The 25,223-nt window shown below is 44.0% G+C and carries 20 protein-coding genes; 7 read left to right on the forward strand and 13 right to left on the reverse strand.

Features of this window, described 5'->3' with window-relative positions; genetic code table 11:
• Positions 1-126: 126 nt before the first annotated feature.
• The 3 genes from R7P72_RS10290 to R7P72_RS10300 all read right to left on the reverse strand — a co-directional run bounded on the left by R7P72_RS10290 (position 127) and on the right by R7P72_RS10300 (position 2,820).
• Positions 127-639, reverse strand: a complete 513-nt coding sequence (locus R7P72_RS10290) for a hypothetical protein (RefSeq protein WP_017634875.1) — start codon at positions 637-639, stop codon at positions 127-129.
• 208 nt (positions 640-847) lie between these two features.
• Entirely contained in the window at positions 848-1,753 is a 906-nt protein-coding gene (locus R7P72_RS10295) for a lysine exporter LysO family protein (RefSeq protein WP_005378011.1), read from the reverse strand.
• A 146-nt stretch (positions 1,754-1,899) separates the two neighbouring features.
• A complete protein-coding gene (locus R7P72_RS10300) occupies positions 1,900-2,820 on the reverse strand; it encodes an HDOD domain-containing protein (protein ID WP_005378009.1) in 921 nt (306 codons plus the stop codon).
• Between the two features lie 369 nt (positions 2,821-3,189).
• On the opposite strand from R7P72_RS10300, the gene R7P72_RS10305 reads away from it, so the two are divergent.
• The gene (locus R7P72_RS10305; RefSeq protein WP_005378007.1) at positions 3,190-3,777 is read left to right on the forward strand and encodes a TfoX/Sxy family DNA transformation protein; all 588 of its coding nucleotides are present in this window, start codon (positions 3,190-3,192) and stop codon (positions 3,775-3,777) included.
• Between the two features lie 193 nt (positions 3,778-3,970).
• On the opposite strand, the gene R7P72_RS10310 is transcribed toward R7P72_RS10305, so the two are convergent.
• The 3 genes from R7P72_RS10310 to R7P72_RS10320 form a co-directional block, all read right to left on the reverse strand.
• Complete coding sequence (locus R7P72_RS10310) at positions 3,971-4,519, reverse strand: hypothetical protein (RefSeq protein ID WP_005378006.1); 549 nt, start codon at positions 4,517-4,519, stop codon at positions 3,971-3,973.
• A gap of 291 nt (positions 4,520-4,810) precedes the next feature.
• The gene (locus tag R7P72_RS10315; protein ID WP_005378005.1) at positions 4,811-5,308 is read right to left on the reverse strand and encodes a response regulator; all 498 of its coding nucleotides are present in this window, start codon (positions 5,306-5,308) and stop codon (positions 4,811-4,813) included.
• Entirely contained in the window at positions 5,305-7,245 is a 1,941-nt protein-coding gene (locus R7P72_RS10320) for an ATP-binding protein (protein ID WP_031778988.1), read from the reverse strand. Before R7P72_RS10320 ends, R7P72_RS10315 begins: the two co-directional genes overlap by 4 nt.
• Positions 7,246-7,431: 186 nt before the next feature.
• On the opposite strand from R7P72_RS10320, the gene R7P72_RS10325 reads away from it, so the two are divergent.
• From R7P72_RS10325 to R7P72_RS10335, 3 genes are all read left to right on the forward strand, one after another.
• Positions 7,432-8,700, forward strand: coding sequence for a DUF945 family protein (locus R7P72_RS10325; protein WP_005378002.1), 1,269 nt, complete (start codon positions 7,432-7,434; stop codon positions 8,698-8,700).
• A 137-nt stretch (positions 8,701-8,837) separates the two neighbouring features.
• Positions 8,838-9,932: a 3-phosphoserine/phosphohydroxythreonine transaminase gene (gene serC, locus R7P72_RS10330; protein ID WP_005378000.1), complete on the forward strand. Its 1,095-nt coding sequence runs from the start codon at positions 8,838-8,840 to the stop codon at positions 9,930-9,932.
• 90 nt (positions 9,933-10,022) lie between these two features.
• Complete coding sequence (locus tag R7P72_RS10335; RefSeq protein WP_005377999.1) at positions 10,023-11,354, forward strand: D-serine ammonia-lyase; 1,332 nt, start codon at positions 10,023-10,025, stop codon at positions 11,352-11,354.
• A gap of 97 nt (positions 11,355-11,451) precedes the next feature.
• Here the strand turns inward: R7P72_RS10335 and cydC are convergent, their stop codons facing one another.
• The 3 genes from cydC to trxB form a co-directional block, all read right to left on the reverse strand.
• Positions 11,452-13,173 carry a heme ABC transporter ATP-binding protein/permease CydC gene (gene cydC, locus R7P72_RS10340; protein WP_005377996.1) on the reverse strand — a complete coding sequence of 574 codons (1,722 nt, stop codon included), beginning with the start codon at positions 13,171-13,173 and terminating at the stop codon, positions 11,452-11,454.
• Positions 13,166-14,953 carry a heme ABC transporter permease/ATP-binding protein CydD gene (gene cydD, locus R7P72_RS10345; RefSeq protein WP_005377993.1) on the reverse strand — a complete coding sequence of 596 codons (1,788 nt, stop codon included), beginning with the start codon at positions 14,951-14,953 and terminating at the stop codon, positions 13,166-13,168. The genes cydC and cydD overlap by 8 nt, the downstream gene beginning before the upstream one ends.
• 103 nt (positions 14,954-15,056) lie before the next feature.
• Positions 15,057-16,016, reverse strand: a complete 960-nt coding sequence (gene trxB, locus R7P72_RS10350) for a thioredoxin-disulfide reductase (protein WP_005377991.1) — start codon at positions 16,014-16,016, stop codon at positions 15,057-15,059.
• 359 nt (positions 16,017-16,375) lie between these two features.
• On the opposite strand from trxB, the gene R7P72_RS10355 reads away from it, so the two are divergent.
• Positions 16,376-17,032, forward strand: coding sequence for a 2OG-Fe dioxygenase family protein (locus tag R7P72_RS10355; RefSeq protein WP_005377989.1), 657 nt, complete (start codon positions 16,376-16,378; stop codon positions 17,030-17,032).
• Entirely contained in the window at positions 17,016-18,251 is a 1,236-nt protein-coding gene (locus R7P72_RS10360) for a cysteine desulfurase-like protein (protein ID WP_005377986.1), read from the forward strand. Before R7P72_RS10355 ends, R7P72_RS10360 begins: the two co-directional genes overlap by 17 nt.
• A gap of 90 nt (positions 18,252-18,341) precedes the next feature.
• Here the strand turns inward: R7P72_RS10360 and R7P72_RS10365 are convergent, their stop codons facing one another.
• A complete protein-coding gene (locus tag R7P72_RS10365; protein ID WP_005377984.1) occupies positions 18,342-19,166 on the reverse strand; it encodes a DUF2797 domain-containing protein in 825 nt (274 codons plus the stop codon).
• Positions 19,167-19,499: 333 nt separating this feature from the next.
• Here R7P72_RS10365 and R7P72_RS10370 point away from each other — a divergent pair, with 333 nt between their 5' ends.
• Positions 19,500-20,837: a GGDEF domain-containing protein gene (locus R7P72_RS10370; protein ID WP_005377983.1), complete on the forward strand. Its 1,338-nt coding sequence runs from the start codon at positions 19,500-19,502 to the stop codon at positions 20,835-20,837.
• A 142-nt stretch (positions 20,838-20,979) separates the two neighbouring features.
• Here R7P72_RS10370 and R7P72_RS10375 read toward each other — a convergent pair whose 3' ends face one another.
• The 3 genes from R7P72_RS10375 to R7P72_RS10385 all read right to left on the reverse strand — a co-directional run bounded on the left by R7P72_RS10375 (position 20,980) and on the right by R7P72_RS10385 (position 25,147).
• Complete coding sequence (locus tag R7P72_RS10375) at positions 20,980-22,350, reverse strand: SLC13 family permease (protein ID WP_005377981.1); 1,371 nt, start codon at positions 22,348-22,350, stop codon at positions 20,980-20,982.
• A gap of 219 nt (positions 22,351-22,569) precedes the next feature.
• Positions 22,570-23,304 (reverse strand): vancomycin high temperature exclusion protein, encoded by a 735-nt coding sequence (locus R7P72_RS10380; protein WP_005388862.1) that lies wholly within the window; start codon positions 23,302-23,304, stop codon positions 22,570-22,572.
• Positions 23,305-23,458: 154 nt separating this feature from the next.
• Positions 23,459-25,147 carry an NAD-dependent malic enzyme gene (locus R7P72_RS10385; protein WP_005377977.1) on the reverse strand — a complete coding sequence of 563 codons (1,689 nt, stop codon included), beginning with the start codon at positions 25,145-25,147 and terminating at the stop codon, positions 23,459-23,461.
• Positions 25,148-25,223: the final 76 nt, after the last annotated feature.

The raw sequence follows: 25,223 nt of genomic DNA on the forward strand, positions 1-25,223 counted from the left end.
AACCCAAGTTGTAGAAATGAAAATTTTAGGTGAAGGTTACGATATTCACATTAAAAAATTCTAGATTGAGTACGTTAAAACATTCTAGTGTTTTCGAATGCTAATCAACGACTAATGCGAGCAATCTTAGTCACATTTCTGCTTTTCAATCTTTTCTATTGACTGATTGTACTTATTAAGTGCGGTATCAATTTGTTGGGGATGACTAAGCAGATCAGCGAATGCTGAACGAAGCTCGTAGTTTTTTGGGTGGTTAGTTGATTGACGGTCGCTAAATGTCTGTTTTGCAACTTCACCTAACTTATCGCTTCGGGTCGCTAACTGCTTAACGTCATGTTGCTCTAGTTTTAACCATGCTTCGATTGGCTGTTCCGTCGCAACGCGGCTAGGGTCGTTCTCTAGAAAGTAGTGAACCGCTTCGCGGTTTAATTCAAAGTGATGTTTACGTCCATCCAAGAACCATTGACTAACTTCTTTCAGATCTGGATATTGGGTAACCGTCAAATCAACAAGATCTTGATACCACTGTAGTGAGGCATCGACGTAGCCATCGTATTTGCTAGCAAGACATTGTTGATCTGCGGCAAGCGTAAAAGTTGAGCTTGTAGCGAGGAGCGCTGCAACGACAAAGCGTTTCATTCTTCTTCCTTCTGGTTGTTATCCCTTTATTAACGCAATGCACATCAGTTGATGTTTCTCCCTTCTTTCTATTTGGTCGTGACAAATCGTTGGGCTGAATGACGAAAAGAAAGAGGGGTCTTGCCAAAAAATATTGACCACTTTGACGTTAACTGGGTATTTAAATTTTTGCCGTATTGTAATGGATGTTAAAGCGAAAACCTGAGATCTAGCTAGCAAGTGATACAAAGAAAAGCATCATAACTGGTACCAATAAACTCAAAATAAAGCCGCTAACGATAGCAACAGGAACACAACGCACACCACCGGTAGTTTGAATAACGGGTAGGGTGAAGTCCATTGCTGTTGCACCGGCATAACCAATTGCGGTGCACGGATAGCTACGAATAAAGAGAGGAATGGCAACCAGTGCGACTAACTCTCTCATCAATTCAATCAAGAACGACGCGCCACCAAATACCGGACCAAAAGCGTCACCCATTAAAATACCTGCGAGTGAATACCAGCCAAAACCTGAAGCCATTGCGAGTGCTTGATAAAGAGGAAGATCCAAAAGCACCGCTGCAAGAACGCCACCAAGCATACATGTTGCGATGACAACAGCCGCAATGGCCATTCCTTGTTTATTTAATAGGATTTGACGCAGAGTAAGTCCACTATTGCGCAGCTGAATACCAATAAAAAATAGAAGTAGAAAGAGTATCCATTCGCTTGCTGTATCTACCCAACTCAAATCAATGGGTAACAGCAGGCCAACCACTAACCCTCCGCCAACGACCACAATAAGCTTAACAGACTCTAAAGCCATCGAAGATAACGGTAGCTTCTTTTGATTCTGATTGGTCTGGAGTGGAATAATTTTATCAATAATAGGCAGAGCCAACAGGTTGCAGGCACTTAGACACAAAAAAAACGTACTCGCATAGAGGAGAATACTTTGTAAGTTGCTGCTTAAATTATCGAGCGCCGCCAAACTAAGACCCATCAACGACAAAATGACGTAAATAAGGTAGGACGTTGACTGATTGATCTTCTCCAATAACGAAGATCGAGATATAGGAATTAGATACCCCACCACAAGCGGAGCGAAAATAAATAGCATCCCTGAAAACATAAAGCTCAATGATTCCTTTTTGAGATAACATCAACACGCATAAATCAAATTATCTATCGGTTGAAATTAGAGATATTTCACCACACACAGCTCAGCCTTGAGCGAATCGTTTTATCACGTATAAGGTATTATCAGAAAGCGATAAATTACAAACCGCTAGCATTGAGTACAGCACGGATTTGATCATTGAAGTCAGTATCACTCATGTTACTAAGTTCATACAAGACTTCTGCACCAGTTAAGTTGAATTCAACTTCGTGTTCGTCAATGCGTTCATCGTGATTGCGAAACATCAATAAATGATGCGCAATTCTAGCGATGTCGAGATAACTCACTTCTGGTCGCGTTAATTCGTATTTTTCGTTTGAGGATACTTCTCTGAAGTCGTTGTCAAATCCCCAACGCTCAAGCACTAGTTTACTTGTGGCAGAACAACGTGTTTGGAAGATTTGCAATGCAATATCTGGGTCTAAGTAATTGCCCCTATCTAAGTACAAGTGGTACTCATTAATTAGGCAAAATAACCCAATATCGGCTAATAGACCGACCAATAACGCCTTTTCTTGCTCTAGATGACCATAAGTGCCTGGCTCGTGGCTACGAAACGATTGAACCAACATCACCATGACGGCACCGAGCTCACGCGATATCGCTGCACTCTTCACCAAGATGGCATTGCATTCTTTAGTGAGATTAACTGAGTGTTTAAGTTGCTCGATCGCTTGTGCGGTAACAATATCACGTACACGAAGTATTCCGAGACGAGATACCGCTGTAGTTAAGTCGTTGCAGGTGATATTTCTGCGATTGAAAATCACAGAGTTAGCGACTCGTAAAACGACCGCTGCTAATCCGGGATCTTCCAATAAACAGTTAGCAACATCGGCAATCGTGGTGTGTTCTTCGACACATAACTGCTGAATTTTAAGCACGACATCAGGAATAGGAGGTAACGAAATCTTACCCGTGGCGATGGACTGTTCTACCAGCTGAGCAAACTCGGATTCCAGTGCGTTTATAAGCTTATCTTTATTATTTGGCAGCCAAAAAAATGATAAATGTTCCATTGTGACGCTGTACTTGAGATCTTTCGTACAGTGTACCCTTACAGCGTATTCTTTATCAATTAAATGCGTATTATGTGCCCGTAATTGCCAGCGAGATCATAATGATGGCGTGTTTTAGGCATGCTATGCGTCAAAAAAATATCACCACACAAACAATAAGTGTGAAACTAATCACGTATGCAGAATTTATACTTTTTTATATGTGACCTATGTCCTAACTTATTTTTCAACGTTAAGTATGATTAAGCAAGTTGGTGAGCACAACTCACAAAAATATCGCCAACAAATCGACATTTATAATTCGCTATAAGCTGCTGTTTATCTGGTGACATCGCTAATCGGGGTAATTTATTCAGATTAAAGAGGTCAATGGACATGACAGACCAAGCTTTTTTTAAATATGTACGCACCTTCAGTGAGTACCAAAAACGTTCTATGTTCGGTGGTATTGGTTTATTCACCGATGATGCTATGTTTGCGCTTGTCAGCAATGATTGCTGCTACTTACGTGGTGGTAATGGGCTAGATGAAGTGTTTACTCAACTGAGCTGTGAGAAGTATAAGCACGTCAAAAAACAGACGACGGCAACCGTAAATTATTATGATGTAACCGATTTATTCGAATCCGGATATGTAGGGCTTGATGAACTGGTACAGAAATCAATTGAATACTCAATTAAGGAACGGAAATATCAAAAGTCCTCTGCCAGTAGACGCTTAAGAGACTTACCCAACATGCAACTAACCCTTGAACGTATGGTCAAGAAAGCCGGTGTTGATGACGTAGAAACCTTTTTAGAACTTGGACCTGTAAAAGTCTTCAACAAAGTTAAAACGGCTTACGGTAATGATGTTGATGTAAAGCTACTGTGGAAATTTGCTGGTGCAACTGATGGCGTACATTGGAAACTGATCCAAGAGCCGCGTAAAAAACAGTTATTGGCACTGTGTGACTAAGCGAAGCTGATCGCACAATGATTGACTCGTTTCGATGGAGTTAGCGGGTCGTAAAGGCAAGTGTGAAAAGCGGAAAAAGGACGTTGAAGTTTTTTACCACTTCATTGAGTTAGTCATTAAATTAGACAAAAAAACCGAGGCAGAGACCTCGGTTTTTGTTTTTTTAATTTGCTCTTTTCTTATAGCACAAATCTTAAAACTTAAAACGCGTAGTGAACATTACCTGATCACCGTAAAAATCGTTGATACGTGCTTCAGCACCCAAAGAGAAAAGCTCTGTTGAGTGGAATCGAGCGTAGGCAGAGCCAGTCCAATCGTCATCGTTATCGATAGAAACGTAGCCGACTTTGCCGCCTACTTCTAATTGAGGGCCCAACCATTGGCGAACACCTAAGTTAAGCTCCATACCAACATCTGTGCTGCTCTCATTCGAAGGTTGCACAACGCGCATTAGCATTTCACCAGTAAGATCTGCCCAGTTGTTTAGCGGAGAATGGAAGCCAAAGCCTGCAGCTGAGTCAAAATCACTTTCAAACTCAGAGTCAATACGAGCAATAACATGCGCGTTCGGGTGAATTGATTTGCTGAATCCAGCACCAAATGTCACAGGACTTGCGCCAATACGTGCTTCGAAATAGTCGTAGCTAAAGTTGCTCATAGTTGCTGGCGCATTGCGATCGTTTGCAGCTAGGGCATGGCTTGATGCCACTAGTAAGGCAGCGGCTAATAGTGTTTTACGCATAACTAACGATAAACCTTGTTCATTATTTCCATGGATTCAAGCAACCACTTGAACCGTAATCTGATTTGTCCGACATCATAATAAAAAGGAAGGTCCACGACCAACAAAAATGTGTCGATGTTTTGTCAATTAACTTAATAGTTCCTTGGTTTAAGCAAAAACTACGCCATATACGTAGTGTCCGAGAATTTCACTCGGACAAGTAACGATGTTTTTCTAACCTCATTCGACTATGCGAGGTTAGGTGGTGCAATGAGCATCGTTGAGTTCAAGTTAGAACCAAACACTTTATTACTCGCCAAAGCTTGCTCTTCTTTCTGCCATGGCGTTGAGGATTGCCTCAGAATCAAGGATTTGAGTCCAGGATAGCAGGTTATCATCATTCTCAATCACAAACGCGGTAAGCTGAGACACGATTGCTTTTCTCAATGCTTCACCTTTCCAAGGTTTGGCAATGTAATAATCGAGACTCGCGTTATTTACGGCTTCTACGGTGTCTTCCAAACCAGCTTGTCCTGTGAGTAAAACTTTGCGCGCTGCTTTTGTGTCACCATTTTGACTGAGTTCGATTAAGAAGCTGATCCCAGTTTGTTCCGGCATAATGTGGTCACATAAAATGAGCGCAAGCTGAACTTCTTCTTCCGCCATCTCCTCAATCACTTGCCGAGCTTCAGTCACCGATTCCGCTCCTTCGACGACAAAGTTCTCCTCGAAGGGAGCAAGATCTTGGAGCACGCTATCCAAGACTTCTCGTTCGTCATCGACACATAAAATTAGATACTTGGTCATGTTTCATCTCCTTCTTCGATGACTGGTAACCAGACGGTCATTCGTGTGAACTGGCCGATCTCTGATTCGACGTCAATCCACCCTCTGTGTGCTGTTACGATTTGCTGGCAGATGGACAGCCCGATGCCTAAGCCAAAATTACCTTCTTTTTTTGTGGTGAAGTTCAGCTCGAAAATGGCGTCTCTTTGCGATTCAGGAATGCCACATCCATTATCTTCAAATGAGATAACGGCATAATGTGTGTGCTCTTTTTCTATAAGGCGTGTTTGTATGTTTAACACACCTTTCTCTGGAAATGCGTCAATGGCGTTAGAGACCAAGTTCGTCCACACCTGTTGGAGTGCGATCGGTTGACAAAGGATGGAAGGCAAGTTTGCATAGTCGGTTGAAACTTGGTGCATTTTTAATTTGTTCTCGAAAATCACCAAGGTGTCTTCAATGCCCTCATGAATATCGGCATAGTGCAGGGTCTCATCATCTGACCGAGCATATCCTTTCAGGCTTTTTACCATATCAGCAATTCGTGCTGCACAGACATTAATTGAGCGAAGTGTAGAACCTGCTTTGTGGTATTGCTCTAGTGTATTGAGAGCATGATAAGACGCTTTCTGCTTTCTCGTTAGTTGGGTAAGTAGCTCTTGATCGGACTCTAATCCAAGGCTCACCACTTTTTTTGCCAATGCTCGGTCTGGAAGAGTATGGCTAAGCGCTTTTACGCGTGATCTGAGCTCGGCGGTTGAAGCGGGTTTTGAGATTTGCGCTTTGCTCAGTAATTCAATGCCTTTGCTTTGTATATCGGAACTGGGCGCATCGTTAAGTAATCGTTCTAGTGTATGCGTTAAATTCTCTACGCCCCTTAATATCGCGGCTACTGGATTGTTTAGTTCGTGGGCCACTCCCGCAACCAATTGACCAAGCATCGCCATTTTTTCTCTTTCAATGAGCTGCTGGTGGGCTGATTCTAAAGATTCGAGCGTTTTTTGAAGTTGCAGTTTGGTGTTGATGCTTCTTTGCAATCGGCGGTTGAAGTGGCGTAAGAGCAAGTTTGTAAAAAGAGGCAGTAAGTTTGAGTCGCTTTGCATCACTTTATTGAATACGTTGCGATCGAGTTTGATAACTTCTGTTTTGGTTAGTGTTAGAGCTGTCGAGAAAGAACATTCCCCAGTAACAAACGACATGCCTCCGACAATATTCCCTTTGTTATGGCGTACAACCTCTCGCTGCATGCCTTGCTCATCGCGCTTGTACAGAGCCACTTCACCTTCGGTGATAAACCACAAAAAGCAATTTGGCTCGCCTTCCACGGTTAATAAGTGTTCAGGTGAGTATGTACGGCACGCTCTTGTTTCGTCATTATCTTTGAAAAATTGCTGGAGAGCGGAGATCACTTGCTCGGCTAACTCGGCATCAGACATCGAGTGGTAGTCGTGTAAGAATCCGGCTTGATAATGGCTCATCTGGTTATTGATGTGCGCTCGCAACAAGCTGTGATGATCCAATATCTGACTGTAACTTAGCAGGTCTTCTTTGCCATTTCGCAAGATAAATTGGGTCAGCTCTTTTTGCACTGTGTTAAATAAGACGTGATCTGGCAAAGGTTTAGTGAGGCAGTGGTCGAGCCTGCCCTCATTAACGGCAGTGAGAATTGCCTCTATATCAGACGAGCAGCTAATAAGAATTTTTCTTGCTTGCTCGGTATGTGGCATCCGGTCTAAACCAATAAGAAAATCCACGCCGTTAAAATGAGCGTGATGGCTCGCTATAACTAAAGCAACAGTCTGTTCTCTTTCTTCTAGATACTCTAAAGCGCTTTGAGCCTCTTCTATCGATTCGACAGAAAAAATATCAAACTTACTTGAGAAGGCAGACAGCTCCAATCGAAACTGTTCAGCACTGATTGGGTTGTTGTCGAGACACAACACAGCATAACGATTCACAGATGTTTTAGCTCCGGTTAAAACTTCGCCACGCAAACTTTAACAATAAAAGGACATGATGAGTGGGAGCCAAGTATGATTCCTGATTAATGGACTAGAATAAGCATCAATAGTCTGATTTGTCTCAATGTTTTCTCCGCAGGTGGTTTGGGGTAGACTGACCGAAAATATCTAATAAGTGACGTTATGCAAAATCTTAAAAAAATCGGCGCCATTGGTGGTGCTATCTCATTAGCACTGTGTTGGCCATTGGCTGTCGGACAAATTGGTCAGTCCATCATTGAAGATGGTATTACCAATATGAATGATGAAATGATTAAAGGCGAAGTGGTCGAGTATCAGCGTGGCTATTTGTCTTCAGTCGTGCTGACTCGTTATTCAGTTGTTGATCCTGAGCTTAAAACGCAGTTAGAGCGTGATGGTATGCCAACGACGTTTGACGTAACCAGTGATGTTAGCCACGGTCTAACAAGCCTAACAGCAGATTCAAAATTGGTGGACAATGACTTTTTGCCTCTCACGATGCATAGCCAGACTCAACTAAATGGCAATACAGCATTTATCCTCGACCTAGACAGTTGGCATTATCGTAACGAAGCGCAAGGTGTTTCTGTTTCTACAAGCCCTGCAAAAGTAACAGGTGATGTGACGGTATTGGGTGATCTCAATTACCAAGTTTCTGTTCCTTCTGTTCAAGTGGATTTTGAAAACGGTGAAGAGCTTCATCTGAATGCATTGACAGGGCAAGGTAAAGGAAAGCAAGCAAAAGGCTACTGGTTAGGCGAGCAGTCTTTCTCTCTAGAGAAGCTAGATGTGGTTGATGCGAACTTAACGCCTGTCTTTTTGATTGAAAATGCGAGCTACCGTGGTAACACTACGATGAGTGAGTCTGGTGATAAGCTGAACAGTCAATTAAACCTAGATGCTAAGAAACTACGTTTAACTGATGGGACGGATGTCGATAACTTTAAGTTGGATTTCTCAATTGCAGATGTGGATAGCCAGTCTTTTGATCAAATTATGTCTATCTATCAAAGCTCTCCTATGCTAGATGAACAGGAAATTGCGAATTTATTGCCGCATGTCGATACGCTGTTTAGCAAAGGTTTTGATTTATCCGTGAACGAGCTTTCACTCGCGTTCGGTGACGGCAAGTTCCACAATGAGTGGCAACTATCCATCCCTGAAGGTACTGAGCATATTTCTCAAGATCCAATGAAGTTGGTGACGGCCACTACTGGTGAACTTAGCACTTACTTCTCTGATGAATTAGTAACGCATTACCCATTTATTCAAGAAGGGATTGATGAGCTCCTTATTATGGAGTTGATCGAAAAAGTAGAGGGCGGTTATCAATTAAAAGCAGAAATTGGTGAAGGCAAATTGAAGTTCGAAAATGGGCATGAGTTCCCATTGGTGGCTCTACTTATGCCTGCTTTGATGCAACAACAGTAATTCGTGTTGTTGCGAATTTGTTCCAATTCAACGCTTAGTCTTTAAAAAGAGGTCGTAAGACCTCTTTTCTTGTTTTTATCACTGCGAAAACGTGATATTAATTTCGTAATATTTACATAGCAGGAGCAATGAGCATCATGGAACAAAATACGGACAACGTATTTAACTTCAGTGCAGGGCCAGCAGGTCTGCCTAAAGCAGTTATGCAGCAAGCACAACAGGAACTAATCGATTGGCAAGGCCTTGGTACTTCGGTCATGGAAATCAGCCACCGAAGCAAAGAGTTCATCAAAGTTGCAGAAGAAGCCGAGCAGGATTTACGTGATCTTCTGAATATTCCGGACAACTATAAAGTACTGTTCTGCCAAGGTGGTGCTCGTGCTCAGTTTGCTGCTGTTCCTCTAAACTTACTTGGTGATGCCGATACGGCAACTTACATCGATGGTGGTTATTGGGCTGAAAGCGCGGTAGCTGAAGCGAAAAAATACTGCGAACCAGACGTGTTTGATGCAAAAACAGAAATCAACGGGAAAGTCGCGGTTCTACCTGCAAGTGAATGGAAAATTGCTCCAGAAGCGGCTTACGTTCACTTCTGTCCAAATGAGACCATTGATGGTATTGAGATTAACGATCTTCCTATCACCGACAAACCGATTGTTGCTGACATGTCTTCGACAATTCTTTCTCGTGAAATTGATGTGTCGAAATACGGTGTGATTTACGCGGGCGCTCAGAAAAATATTGGTCCTTCCGGCATTGCTATTGCTATCGTGCGCGATGATTTATTAGGTATGGCGAAGCAGGTACTACCAAGTATTTTGGATTACACTGTTTTGGCAGAAAAAGAATCAATGTTCAACACGCCACCAACCTTTGCATGGTACCTGTCTGGTCTTGTTTTCAAATGGCTGAAGGCACAGGGCGGAGTAAAAGCGATTGAGCAAGTGAACCGCGCTAAAGCCGCGCTACTGTATGATTACATCGATCAGTCTGATTTCTACCGTAATGGCGTGCACTCAGCAAACCGTTCTTTGATGAACGTGCCATTTCAACTTGCTAAGCCTGAACTGGATGCAACCTTCCTTGAGCTAGCAGACTCTAAAGGGCTGAAAGCGCTAAAAGGTCACCGAGCAGTTGGTGGTATGCGAGCATCCATTTATAACGCAATGCCGCTTGAAGGCGTTCAAGCGTTAGTAGACTTCATGCAAGAGTTTGAGAAAAACTACGCGTAAGCTCAAACTGATAACTGATAGTTGTTCTCCAAAGCGTCGCTATTGCGGCGCTTTTGTTTATCTCAACTCACATCATTCCAGGAAGGTAAAATGACCAAGGCAAATATTGAAGCGCTGACTAAGCAGTTCCCACTCTTGGCAGCACTTATTGATCTTGAAGAGGTTTGTTGGTTCAACCCCTATACCACTTCCTTGGAGGAAGGTTTACCTCATGTCGGGTTAGATGAAGAAGATATTCAAGCGGCGAGTGAACGGCTAGCACGATTTGCGCCTTATTTGATGAAGGCGTTTCCCGAAACGGAAACGTCGCGTGGCATTATTGAGTCCCCAGTGGTGGATATTCCCAATATGAAAGTGCGTTTGGAGCAGCAATACGACACACCAATATTGGGCCATTTAATGCTCAAAAAAGACAGTCATTTGCCAATTTCTGGTTCGATCAAAGCGAGAGGTGGTATTTATGAAGTGCTCACTCATGCAGAAAAGTTGGCGTTTGAAGCCGGCTTGCTCTGTGAAAGCGATGATTACAGCAAATTGTTCAGCAATGAGTTTCGGCAGTTTTTTAAGCAGTACAGTATTGCAGTTGGCTCAACCGGCAATCTTGGTATGTCCATCGGTATCATGAGTGCGAAGCTGGGTTTTTCAGTTTCAGTCCACATGTCTGCGGATGCGCGGGAATGGAAGAAAAATAAGCTCCGGTCACATGGTGTTAATGTCGTAGAGCACCAGGAAGATTATGGTATTGCTGTCGCGCAAGGTCGTAAAGAGGCAGAAAAAGATCCCAACTGTTTCTTTATCGATGATGAAAACTCACGAACGCTGTTTCTAGGTTACTCTGTTGCGGGTGAGCGTCTTAAGCAGCAATTTGATGACTTGGGAATCGTGGTTGATGAGCATCATCCATTGTTTGTTTATCTTCCTTGTGGTGTTGGCGGTGGACCTGGTGGGGTGGCATTTGGCTTGAAGGTAGCATTTGGCGAGCATGTCCACTGTATTTTCGCAGAGCCAACGCACTCACCGTGCATGCTGTTGGGCGTACATACAGGCTTGCATGACGATATTTCGGTACAAGATTTGGGTATCGATAACATCACCGCCGCTGATGGTTTGGCAGTCGGGCGTGCCTCGGGATTTGTCGGAAGAGCGATGGAAAGGCTACTTGATGGTTTTTACACCATTGATGACGCTCGTATGTATCACCACTTGGGTCAGTTAAGTGAACTGGAAGGTATTAATCTAGAGCCTTCTGCATTAGCCGGTATGATTGGTGCAGTGCACGTCTCGAATAACCATGCTTACCAGTCTCGAATGAAATTTGACGAAGAAAAACTCAAAAACGCAACACATCTTGTTTGGGCAACAGGTGGGGGCATGGTTCCGAAAGATGAAATGGCGGCTTATCTCAAAAAATCTGGTCGGTAAATCAGCACTGTATACGTGCTTAATTAGGTAACTAATAATACAGGAATAACAAAAGGGCTCATCGTTTGATGAGCCCTTCTCGTCACTGAAAATCGAATTATAGAGATTGTAATAGCTGGTAGTAACGACCTTTTTGAGCGAGTAGCGTTGGATGGTCGCCTTGTTCGATGATCTCACCTTGTTCCATCAAACAGATGCTATCCATACTTTCTAGCTCTATCAGTCGGTGTGTAATGAATACTACTGTCTTATTAGCAAAGTGTTCATTGAAAAGCGCCATCACTTTTTGTTCCGTACGCTTATCGAGGCCTTCAGTCGGTTCATCTAAGAGTAGGATTGGGGCATCACGTAGCAATGCTCGAGCAATACCGATTCGACGTTTCTCACCACCAGATAACTGACGACCGCCGTCGCCTAACCAAGCGTCTAACCCCGGCTCTTCAAGAAGCCCGCCAAGCTCGACTTTTTGTAAAATAGTAGACAGTTGCTCATCACTTGCATCCGGAGCGGCCATGAGTAAGTTGTCACGTAGTGTCCCGTTTAGTACATCTACGCGTTGACTGACCACAGTCATTGCTGATCGCAGGTCCGACTCGCTCCAATCTTGCAGTTTTGTACCACCGATTCGAACTTCACCTTGGTTAACATCCCAGTAGCGGCAAAGAAGCTGAATCAGTGTTGATTTACCTGAACCTGTTTGACCTACAATTGCAGTTTTAGTGCCCAACGGTAGTGAGAGTGACAAGTCTTTCAGCACCTTTTGCTGACCGTCAGGGTAAGTAAAATCTATGTTGTCGAATTCAATGTCTAACGTTGTGTCTTTATGTTTCGACTGCTCAGGGAAGACAACGTCAGGTTCAGCCAAAATTACTTCATTTAAACGACGAGCAGAGGTCAACGTTTGACCGAGATACTGGAATGCGCCTGCGATAGGCATCAGAATCTCAAAGCTCGCCATGGTTGCAAACGCAAACAGCGCAATCCAAGGATCAGGAGCACGACCACCTACGCCGTCTGCAGCAAACCAAAGCATCACAACCAGTGTAATGCCGTTCACCAGCATAAGCAGGCCTGAAGCCATGCCCGTTAAGTTCGCGTTCACAAATTGGTTAGACAGCAACTGCTTCTGCTTCTCTAGAATGAGATTACGATAACGTTCTTCTGCTCCAAAGATACTCAGTTCGCTGTAGCCTTGAAGCCAGTCCAGTGTCGCCACTCGCAATTGCGCTTTATGATGAGTGAGATTCTCGCCATTATTTTTACCCAGTTTATAGAACAGCACTGGCCATACAAACAACATGACGGTAAGAATCGAGCCAAGCAGTAGGGCGAGATGCCAATCAAAGAACGCCAGGACAGCCGTTAAACTCAATATGCCAAAAATACCAATCACGACAGGGCTGATAAGTCGAAGGTATACGTGATCCATCGCATCTACGTCCGCTACTAAGCGGTTGAGCAGATCGGCATCACGCATCGTAGAAACACGACCCGGAATCAGTGGTGCAAGTTTCTTAAAGAAGAAGATACGTAGATCGGTAAGCAGCTTGAACGTTGCATTGTGGCTAACGACACGTTCTCCCCATCGACCTGCGGTTCGAGCCATTGCAGCGCCGCGTACCCCGGCACCTGGTAACATGTAGTTGAAGGTCTCACGAGCAACCGTCAAGCCTGCCACCGCTGCGGCTGAAATAAACCAACCTGATAGCGTTAATAAGCCAATAGACGCCGCTAAGGTCAGAAATGCCAGTAGCATACCTAGCGAAAGACCAAACCAGTGTTTTTTATAGAGTTTTAGATAAGGGAGTAAATCACGCATCTAAGTTCCCCTTGTCTGTTTCACGTTGTGCGAGGTTCGCTTCCAACATGTCTTTAAATAAGCCATCTTCTGTCGACAGTGTGGCGTAATCACCACGTTGAACAATCTGGCCGTCCTGCATAACAAGAATTTGCGATACGTTTTGTAAAGGCGCAAGTTGGTGAGTAATCATCAAATTCGTTGTGGCATGCGCATACTTGTTAATGCCTTCCATCACGAGTTTTTCACTGCGAGCATCTAAGCTTGCGGTTGGTTCATCTAATAACCAAAAACGACCATTTTGTAGCATGGCGCGAGCCAGTGCTAAACGCTGCGCTTGGCCGACAGATAAACCACCAGAACGATCAGATATCGGATAATCCAACCCATGCATTTCAACAAATTCAGCAGCGTGAGAGTCATTCAACACAGAATGTACGTCTGCATCCTGAATATTGTGCTTACCTAGTGTGATGTTATCTCGAATGCTACCGTGTAATAGCATCGGGTTTTGACCAATCCAGCTTACTGCCTCTCGCCATGTGGCTAGATCCAGTTGCGACAATTCACAACCATTAATCTTCAAGCTACCTTGATAAGGCATGAAACCGAGGATGGTGTTTACCAAGCTTGTTTTACCTGCGCCACTTGGTCCAACTAAAGCCGTACTTTTGTTGGCTTCAAGAGAGAAGGATAGGGGACCTGCGAGCTGCTTACCTTCCGGACTAAAAATGGTTAACTGGTCCGCTTCAATATGGATAGGGCTGTTTTTATCTAACGCTTGGGTACCATCTTTGATTTGATCGACTTCCAAATCCAGAAACTCGACAATGCTTTCTGCTGCCCCAACCGCTTGCTGTTTCGCATGATAGAACGTGCCCAAATCACGTAATGGCTGATAAAACTCTGGAGCAAGAATCAGAATGAACAAACCAGCAAAGAGCGTAACACCTGTGCCGTAGTAGCCGAAGTCCAGCTCCCCGATATAACTAAAGCCAAAGTAGACAGCGGTAATTGCGATAGAAATGGAAGTGAAAAACTCTAACACCGCAGAAGACAGAAACGCGATTTTCAGAACGTCCATGGTACGAGTACGAAAGACTTCTGAAGCACCCTTTAGCGTCTCAGTTTCAGATTTTGTTCTATCGAATAAGCGAATGGTTGTCATTGCTTGCAAGCGGTCATAAAAGTGACCCGACAAACGCTGCATCGCTTTAAAGTTTTTACGGTTTGCTTCTGCGGCTTTCATCCCAACCAGTGCCATGAAAATAGGCACTAGTGGTGCAGTGACCAGGAAGATCAAGCCTGCTGCCCAGTTTACTGGGAATACGACAACCAAAATGATGAAAGGCACTAGTACCGATAATGACATTTGAGGCAAGTAGCGTGAGAAGAAATCTTGCATATCTTCTACTTGCTCTAAGATGAGCGTTGCCCAACTGCCAGCAGGTTTGCCTTTGATGTAAGCTGGCCCAAGTTTATGAACTTTATCTAAAATGAGTTGGCGAATATAAACTCGAATTTGCTCCCCGCAACGGTAACCGGCAAGCTCTCGACCCCAGGTACAAGCAGCTCGACCGATAACCGTGCCACCGAGCCCAACAAAATGCCAAATGAGGTCGGCTTTGTCGACTTGGTCAATGATTAACTGGTGCAGAATGGAGGCGAGCAGGGCTGCTTGAGCCAATAAAAACACGCTTGAAAGTACGCCTAGGCCTATCGCAATCATAAGCCAGCGCTTGGCTAACTTACTTTGTTGCTTCAGCCACTTATTCAAGCTGCTTTGCTTTTTCTTATCCATCGTGAAGGCTTAATGATAATTGTTTTAATGAGGCGGTAGTATACAAAAGAAAACCCAGCGGGAATACCGCTGGGCTTTAAGGATATGACACAAATGTGAAAAGTTATTTGTCACCAAGTGAGTCTAAGAAACGTTCAGCATCTAATGCAGCCATACAACCTGTACCTGCAGAGGTGATCGCTTGACGGTAGTTGTGGTCCATTACGTCGCCAGCTGCAAATACACCTTCGATACTAGTTTGTGTTGCGTTGCCTTCAAGACCTGATTGAACGATGATGTAGCCATCTTTCATGTCTACTTGGCCTTCAAAGATTTGTGTGTTTGGCTGGTGGCCAATTGCGATGAATGCACCCATTACATCGATATCTTCTGTCGCACCGCTGTTCACGTCTTTAATGCGGACGCCCGTTACGCCCATATCGTCACCCAGTACTTCATCGAGAGTGCGATCGGTATGAAGAACGATATTACCGCTTTCAACTTTATCCATCAGACGTTTCACAAGGATCTTCTCTGCGCGGAATGAATCGCGGCGGTGGATCAGGTGAACTTCTGACGCAATGTTAGATAGGTATAGCGCTTCTTCAACAGCCGTGTTACCACCGCCCACAACTGCAACTTTCTGATTACGGTAGAAGAAACCGTCACAGGTTGCACAAGCAGAAACGCCGCGACCTTTAAATGCTTCTTCAGACTCAAGGCCAAGGTATTTTGCTGATGCGCCGGTAGATATGATTAAGGCATCACAAGTGTACTCACCTGAGTCGCCTTTTAAACGAAATGGGCGTTGTGATAGCTCTACTTCATTGATGTGATCAAATACGATTTCAGTTTCAAAACGCTCGGCGTGTTCTTTCATGCGATCCATCAATGCTGGACCTGTCAGTCCCTCAGCATCGCCTGGCCAGTTTTCAACTTCAGTTGTGGTGGTTAGCTGACCACCTTGTTGCATTCCCGTCACAAGCACAGGGTTTAAGTTTGCACGCGCTGCGTAGACGGCAGCTGTGTATCCTGCAGGACCAGAACCAAGAATTAATAATTTACAGTGTTTTACGTCGCTCATTATGGCTCCAAAAAGGGCGTAACATTTCCCTCGATTGTATGGAAATTCTTAGTGCTTTAAAAGCATAAACAACGATTGTGATCGAATAATTGGTTATAGATTAGAACCCACTAAATATTGATTGAGAACGTTGACTTCTAGCATAAAATTCTATTCGTAGTAGAGAAGTCTAGTTTCAAATATTGTCAAAGCGTAAAACTGAAACATGGCTCTGTTTTTGTGGTTTGGTTTGGTTTGTTATGTTGTTTTCGTCGTTTTGTTGAAGCTATCAACGTTAAAAGCTGGTAATTGCAGAATATTTGCGTAACCTAGTGTGTAAATTAAATGTTAATTAATGTGCCTCATTAAAGGAGCAAATGATGTTACATTCACGTGAGAATACTCTACATTTAACACAGCTCAGCATGGCAGCAATTGAGCAGCTTTCCCCATCGTTTGAAGAACTGCCTCGTACCGAACATGCAGATGGTCAGTATCGACTACGACGTTATTCTGTGGTTGGCTTTGATAACGGCAAAGTCATCGACTTAAATAAAAATAGCTTTGTTCAATCCTCTGATATCAACCGATTTCAAGGTGATGTAGTAAGACAATTCGAGCCAATTGAGAAGGATATTCTTACCAGCGATGGATTTCGAGAAATGTGTGAATTGTTTGTCAATGCGAATCATCTGCCAAACGGTCAAGAAATAGAAATTCACCAAATCCGTATCAGGGCACTGGAAGAAGAAACCCAAGTAGCACCTGAAGGTGTGCACCAAGACGGTTTTGATCATATTGCAATGGTTGGTGTGGGACGCCATAACATCATCGGTGGCGACATCATGCTGTACAGCAGCCATAACCAAGCCCCATTTTTCCGTAAAGTGCTAGAAACCGGAGAGGTCGCAATCTTGGCTGATAGCAAGCTGTGGCATAACGCGTGCCCAATCCGCTCTGTTATTGATGACGAAGCGGGCCATATGGATGTATTTGTACTTACTGCTACGGATAAGCGTAATGAACTTCAATCTTAATCAGATCAGAGAGCAATTTCCGGCGTTGGCTCAATACCACAACGACAAGCCCGTGACGTTTTTTGATGGTCCAGGTGGCTCACAAGTGCCTCAACCAGTACTAGACAGCATGGTTGGGTATTTAGGTCGTTTCAACGCTAACTTAGGCGGGCATTATTTTTCTAGCCAAGTGACCGTTGACGTAATGCAAAATGCGCGTGAGTCGGCTCAGGCTCTACTTAATGCCCCTTCATCTGGCAATATTGTCTTCGGTGCCAATATGACCTCACTAACCTTTCAGCTTAGTCGCGCGATTAGTCGAGATTGGCAAGCAGGAGATGAGATCATTGTCTCCGCTTTGGATCACTATTCAAATGTATCCAGCTGGCAGCAAGCGGCAGAAGATAAAGGCGTTACGGTTCATCAAGTTCGTATCAACGAAGAAGATTGTACGCTTGATATGGAGCATTTAAGCCGCCTTCTTTCTGATAAAACGCGCCTTGTCGCTGTGACTTATGCATCGAACACGACGGGCTCTATTGTGGATGTACAGCAAGTAGTCAGCATGGCGCACAATGTTGGGGCACAAGTTTATGTGGATGCCGTCCATTATGCGCCTCATCATTTGGTTGATGTTCAAGCGTTAGGTTGTGACTTTTTAGCTTGCTCAGCTTACAAGTTTTTCGGACCACACGTTGGTATTGCTTACATAGCCGATCAGTGGCTCCACAGTATTCGCCCTTACAAAGTCGAGCCTGCCACTAATATAGGCCCTGGTCGATTTGAAACAGGAACGCAAAGTTTTGAAGGTCTTGCTGGTGTCGTTTCTGCGGTTGAGTATCTGGCTCAATTTGGTGAAGTCGGTTTACCTCTTCGCCAACGATTGGAGCAAAGCTACCAACTGTATGAACAACATGAGCAGCGCTTGAGTGAGCGTTTCTTGCAGCGTTTGAATGCATTAGATGGTGTCAATCTATTCGGTATCGCAAAGGAAGATAGCCAACTCCGCACGCCAACTTTTGCGCTAACGTTTGACCGATATTCTCCAGAGTTCATCGCGAAAACACTGGGTGAACATAACATTTGTGTATGGAATGGTCACTTTTATGCGTTGGGCTTAGTTCGTCAACTTGGTTTAGAAGAATCGGGTGGTGTAGTGCGAATTGGTTGTATGCATTACAACACAATAGAAGAAGTCGATATGTTATTCGATGTGCTAGAAAGCATCCTTGACGCATAACTAACGATTTCTTCCTAATAGAAAAACAAAAGCTCGAGTCAAACTCGAGCTTTTTTCATTTTTATTTGAATCAACGCGTTCTGCAAGCGATTACTCACTAACTTCAACTTCATAGGAAGTGAATTTTCTTACATTAATAACGCCGGTATCAAAGATGAGGTATTGACCTTTGATGCCTTGCAAAGTGCCAGTAACAACCGGGTTTTTATCGAAGTTATGCGAAGTGATCTTCGTTGGGTGCTGTTGTACCGGGTAGCTAAGGTCGGTAATGCTTTCGTTTAATACTTCAATGGCATCTTCGCCGAATTGCTGTTTTATCTCGGCAATTTTCTCTTCGACTAAAGGCAATAGCTCAGCAAAACGGTCCTGCAATGCCATAGGTTCACCGTCACCTTTTAGCAGTGTGCGCCAATTGGTCTTGTCTGCGATATGTTTCGCCAGTTCAACTTCAATTAAACCGGAGATATGGCGAGTTTTTACTTTAAAAATTGGCAAGCCCTGAGTCGCGCCTTGGTCAATCCAACGAGTCGGGATTTGAGTATGACGAGTAATACCAACTTTTAAGCTGGATGTGTTGGACAGGTAGACAAAGTGATCCACCATGCAATTCTCTTCACCCCATTGTGGTTCGCGACAAGTCCCTTGATCGTAGTGGCAGGTCTCTGGCTTCATGATACACATGTCGCAGCTTGCTAGCTTTTTCATGCATACAAAACAGTGGCCTTGCGAATAACTCTTTTTCGTTTTCTTTCCACATGAGCAACAAAAAATATTGCCAGTGTGAGTCAGTGTGAGCGTTTTACCCAGAAAAGGAGTTAAGTCGATTTCTTCCTCACCGACAGGAAGACGGTAGTTGACGGCACCGTCCAGAGAAGCACGCATTTTGTTTAGCGTGCCAGTTGCAATTAATGACATGACATTACTCATTATTGTGTTTTTGCACAGTATATACTGAAGTGGAGAAGAGATGCAGGGTTGACAGGAGCTTTAAAGTAAATGTCTTGCACTAAATTATTATGCATCGTGTTTTATTTTCTAAAAATTATGGCTGTGAAATGCTTCGCAAATAGAAGTTGGGCTGCACTTTTTAGAAATTTTAAAACGTGATAACGGTTCAAAATCCGTTACCATGTGTCGAAACTAAGAATTGAATGAAAAAGCGATTTTATTTCTTGATAAATCACCTTGATTTCATTTTTGAAATTATTGAACCCCACGTATTGTATAATCTCAGCAGGTCACTTGCCCATGAAGTGGATCCATAACTTTATCTTTGCTCTTTCTATTTGCACTATCAGTTTGGTTGCCCTTTATAGTGTGCTTGGCGATACGCGAAAGCTGACCATTACACCTGAGTATTTCAATATCTATGCAACTAAAGATGCCAGTGAAGGAGGTGTGAGTGAGGCAGATATCACATACGATCGGCAAAGCCTAGTCCTTAGCTGTGAACTAAAGCAGAGCTCGTATGCTTGGCCTTATTGCGGAATCTCGGTTTATACCGATTCAGCAACGCCAACACAGGGTATTGACCTTTCCAACTACCATACGATTCGATTGAAGGTGCGATATGAAGAGGCAGGAATAGGGGCTAACCCTAGCCACGACCTACGTTTGTATCTTCGCAATTATAATTCTGAGTATTCCAAACCGGACGACGAGTACACCATTAAATATAATGGCATGCAGTTTTCTCCGTCGGGTTCGATCGATATTGTCGAAATTCCGATTAAAAATCTTCAGGTGATGACCTGGTGGTTAGCAGATAACGGAGTCGCGATTGAACACTCTGCACCTGAATTTTCAAACATCACACGTATTGATATTGCAACTGGGTCTGGTGCGGCACTTGGTAAACATAGAATTGTGATTGATAAAATTGAGTTTGAAGGCGCTTACCTTGCGCAAGAAACATTGTTGTATGCATTATTACTCTCTTGGATGGCGCTTGGACTGGCTTTTTCACTGCATGAGTTACGAAAAAATAGAGTGGCTTATGAAAAAGCGCAAAAGCGTCACCGTCATTTGGAAAAGGTGAATGATACTTTGCGAGCTCAAAACTATGAGTTTGCAGAGCTAGCGCATCGAGATGCTTTGACGGGCGCGATGAACCGATATGCTGTGCAACACTGGCTGGAACAACAATCTCGTCAGGTTCGATGGGGGCATAACACCTTCAGTATTCTCTATTTGGACTTGGATAAGTTTAAAAAGGTGAACGACAAATTTGGGCACCAAATGGGGGATGACATATTGCGCGAATTTGTCATGGTGGTAGCGACTTCTATTTACTCAGACGATCGACTCGTTCGTTGGGGCGGCGAAGAGTTTGTCGTATTTTGCCCTGATACCAATATTGAACAAGCGTTAGAGAAGGCAGAAATGATTCGCAAAAATGTGGAGGATCATTTGTGGGTGCACGGTGAATCATTAACTTGCAGTATTGGCATTGCCCAAATGCAGAATGAACGCGTCTCAGAAACCATGGCGAGAGCTGACGAAGTGTTGTATCAGGCGAAGCGCAATGGTCGCAACCGAGTGGAAGCTCATTATGGTTTACTTGCTTGCGAAAAGAAGCAAGCCTGATAGCCGTTCACTGAAAGGAAAAAAAAAAGGTGGCCAACTGGCCACCAAGAGGGAAACTGCTGAACACCACTTAGGGGGGAAGTTTGGGTTATCGATACGATTACCGTGAGCAGCAGTGTAGTGCTAATCGAACTTGCTATTTTTACCAGAACAACCAAGCGAAAAGCGTTAGTGCAGCAATACAGGCAATGTTTAATACGAAACCAATTCGCATCATTTCTTTTTGCTTGATATGACCCGTACCGAACACAATCGCGTTTGGAGGTGTTGCAACAGGTAACATAAATGCACAAGATGCAGCGACGGCAATCAGTGCAGAGAGAATAACCGGAGACATGCCTAAGGCTTCTGCAATGGTCGCAAATACAGGGACAAGTAGCGCAGCACTGGCAGTGTTACTCGCAAACTCAGTTAAGAAGACAACAAAAGCAACCACTGCAAGAATCGTTAAGAGAATACCGGCTTGCTCAAGGAAGCCTGACAAGCTATGAGCCAAAAATACGCTTGTTCCGGTTGCTTTTAGGACGTTACTCAGACAGATACCACCACCAAATAGGATTAACACACCCCAGTCGGTTGTTTTCTCAATATCTTTCCACTCGACGGCGCGAGAAGCACCAAGTAGAAGGATGGCGCCAATGGCTACAAGAGTATCGAACTTCGCGAAGCCACCCAGCATAGCGTTAATAGGCTTACTGAATATCCACAAAGTTACGGTCAGTAAGAAAATCGCCAACGTAATCATTTTGCCGTTTGTCCATTCGACTGGTTGATGGTCAAGGTCAAACTTGTGGCTAAGGTCAGGCTTAGTCATCGTGTACAATACGAGGATAGCGATTGGCATTAATACTAGGGAAATAGGTACACCAAACTTCATCCATTCAGTGAAGCTAAGGCCAACTTCAGCTGCTGCAATTGCGTTTGGTGGGCTACCAACCAGTGTTGCAATACCACCAATTGAAGCACTGTAAGCGATACCGAGTAGAACAAACAAAAAGGTGTTGTGGTTTTTCTTGGCGTCTAGCTTTGTCATCACACCCAGCACAAGCGGTAACATCATCGCGGCGGTGGCGGTGTTTGAAATCCACATTGACAGGCCAGCACTCACACCAAATAGCATGAATACAGCGACAGACATTTTTCCTCTTGCCAGCAATAGTACTTTATCTGCAATAGCTTGATCTAACTTTTGTTTATGTAGAGCCGCAGCTAGTGCAAAACCACCCAAAAATAGAAAAATGATGGAGTTGGAAAAGTTATTCAGTGCGGTTTGAGTGTTGAACACACCCAAAAATACCGCAAGTAGTGGTATGAGCAGCGCGGTAATGCTGACGTGAATCGCTTCGGTTAGCCACAGAATAGCAACAAAAACTAAGATGCTCAGGCCGGTTACTACTTGTGGTTCAAAGGGTAAGGTATTAAACAAGATAATGAACAATAGGATATTCGCGTTCAAAATCATGCTGTTGCGAGTGAAGAACCAATTCTTCAATGTCACAGCGAGTGCGGTCATGGGTAGTGCTCCTTTTGCATTGCCTTTTGTCGGTTTTTTTATGGCAAAGTAACTGACTTGTAGTTATTTATTGATGAAATGTTACTTTGAATGCGAAAAAGAGTTTTGCCTGAATCGTAGAGCAAATTAGAAAGTGTGATGTTGAGAATTGGAAATGGGTAGAAAACTACCCATTTGTTTTATAGAAATGTTACTAGGCTTGTGAGCCACGTTATTCCTCTATTCGACGGGGACTTGAAGAGGCTCGTTAGCTGCTTTATTTGGCTCTTTTACTGCGACGATAGGTTCTTGAGGGCCAAGAAACTTAGGCTGCGTATTGATAATATACAGGTCTAAAAACGCTTTCACACGGGCTAGCAGTTCTCGAACACGCATCGATGTTTTTTGCTTGTTGGCCGTCGGCCCTGCTACCGCGAGACACTGCGCATCAATGCTGTAAGCATCAGCGATGAACAGTGCGCGTTCGCAGTGAAAGCGTTGAGTCACAATCAGAAATCGCTCCGAAGCAAAAATTTTTTTTGCTCGTACAATCGAATCTAAGGTACGAAAGCCAGCATAATCAAGGTGAATCACTTCTTCAGGCACGCCTGCTTTAAGTAAGTCGCGTTTCATTGTCCACGGTTCGTTATATGAACGGTGGGCGTTATCACCACTCAATAAAAACTGTTTTACTTTGCCTTGGTTGTAAAGCTCAATCGCCGCATTAATGCGATGAGTGTAGTAAGTGTTGAGGATCTTTCCGATGTATTTACTGGTACCAAGAACTACGGCAACCTCATGTTGAGGGATTTGCTCGTATTCAGTGAAAATGCTCTCTTTGGCTTGTAAAACCACCCACCGGTCGATGGCAATAACAGAAACAAGCAGACTAAGTGCAGAGATCGACAAAATCAAAGCAAATCGCTTCCAGGAAAATTTCAGCTTCCACTTTGATCTTATGCGAGAAAACAACAAAACGTTTTATATCCTTAACTAAAAATGTAGTTCTCATCATATCTGATAGAAACAAAAAGAGAGAAGCCCATTTATGCCAAAATCTGGTTAGGATGATAAAAAAATAAAAGCCCCTACATGGTAGGGGCTAATTATTAAACGAATTGTCTCAAGCTTAGAACGCAGTGCGTTTGTAGCGGCGGTAAACAGGTTGCCAGAACGACTGTTCAATCGCCACGTTCAATGCTTCATCAGTAATTTCTAATGCGACACCTTGTTCAATTGCCTTTTTACCAACGGCAAATGCGATTTTTTTCGATACTAAGTGGATCTCTTCCAGTGGTGGAAGTAGTGCCCCACGACCGTTGATTGCTAGAGGAGAACATGTTGCGAGCGCGCGGCTTGATTCCATTAGCATCTCGTCAGTGACACGTTTTGCATTGACAGCAAGTACACCAAGGCCAATGCCTGGGAAGATGTAGCTGTTGTTACATTGTGCAATAGGGTAAGTGCGACCTTCATGAACCACTGGCTCAAATGGGCTACCTGTTGCAACCAGTGCTTCACCATTTGTCCAACGAATGATGTCGTTCGGTGTCGCTTCCACGCGGCTTGTTGGGTTCGACAGTGGGAAGACAATCGGACGCTTACAGTGTTTATGCATTTCTTCGATGACTTCTTGGCTAAATAGGCCAGGAGCACCAGAAACACCAATTAGTACCGTTGGCTTGGCGTTACGCATAACATCGAGTAGTGAGAAGCCATTTCCTTCATTTTCCCACTCTTTCGTATTGGTATGCTTTTGCACCAAGCGTTGTTGGAAATCAAGAAGGTTAGGCATGCCTTCTTGTAACAGACCCCAACGGTCAACCATGTAAACTTGTGAGCGAGCTTGCTCGTCAGAAATTCCTTCCGATACCATTTGTGCGATGATCGCTTCTGCGATACCACAACCAGCAGACCCTGCGCCTAGGAAGGTAATACGTTGTTTAGAAAGCTGAGTTCCTGCTGCTTTACAAGCTGCAAGTAGAGAGCCAACAGTAACAGCTGCAGTACCCTGAATATCATCATTGAAGCAACACACGCGGTCTTTGTAACGCTCTAGAAGAGGCATCGCATTTTTCTGAGCAAAGTCTTCGAACTGGATCAAAGCATCAGGCCAACGGCGCTGTACCGCTTGGATAAACTCTTCTACAAATGCATCGTATTCTGCACCCGTAATACGAGGATGACGCCAACCCATGTACATCGGATCAGCTAAGCGTTGCGGGTTATTGGTACCCACATCAAGCACGATTGGTAGCGTGTAAGCAGGGCTGATACCACCACACGCGGTATATAGTGACAGTTTACCGATAGGAATACCCATGCCGCCGATACCCTGGTCACCCAAGCCAAGGATACGTTCGCCATCTGTCACAACAATCACTTTAACGTTGTGGTTTGCTGCGTTGTTCAGCAAGTCGTCAATACGGTCACGGTTCGGGTATGAAATGAACAGACCGCGACCACGACGGTAAATGTTAGAGAAGTTTTCACATGCTGCGCCAACAGTCGGCGTGTAGATGATAGGCATCATCTCAGAAATGTGATTTTGCACTAGGCGGTAATACAATGTTTCGTTGGTGTCTTGGATATTACGCAGATAAATGTGTTTATCCATATCGCTTTCGAAACTTTTGTATTGCTGGTAGGCACGTTCCACCTGCTCTTGGATAGTTTCGGTCGACTCTGGAAGCAGACCTTCTAAGTTGAATGAACTACGTTCTTCAGCAGAGAATGCACTGCCTTTGTTCAAAAGAGGGGTTGCTAAAAGAGCCGGACCCGCATATGGAATATATAGTGGGCGTTTATCGTTGTTCATTGGGTGCCTTATGTAGGGTTGAAGGATGCGCACCAAATTTTAACGGGTTCACTATTTAGTTGTAAACATGCGTTGA

It is taken from the genome of Vibrio sp. Vb0888, from assembly GCF_033338835.1.
Taxonomy (GTDB): Bacteria; Pseudomonadota; Gammaproteobacteria; order Enterobacterales; family Vibrionaceae; genus Vibrio; species Vibrio alginolyticus.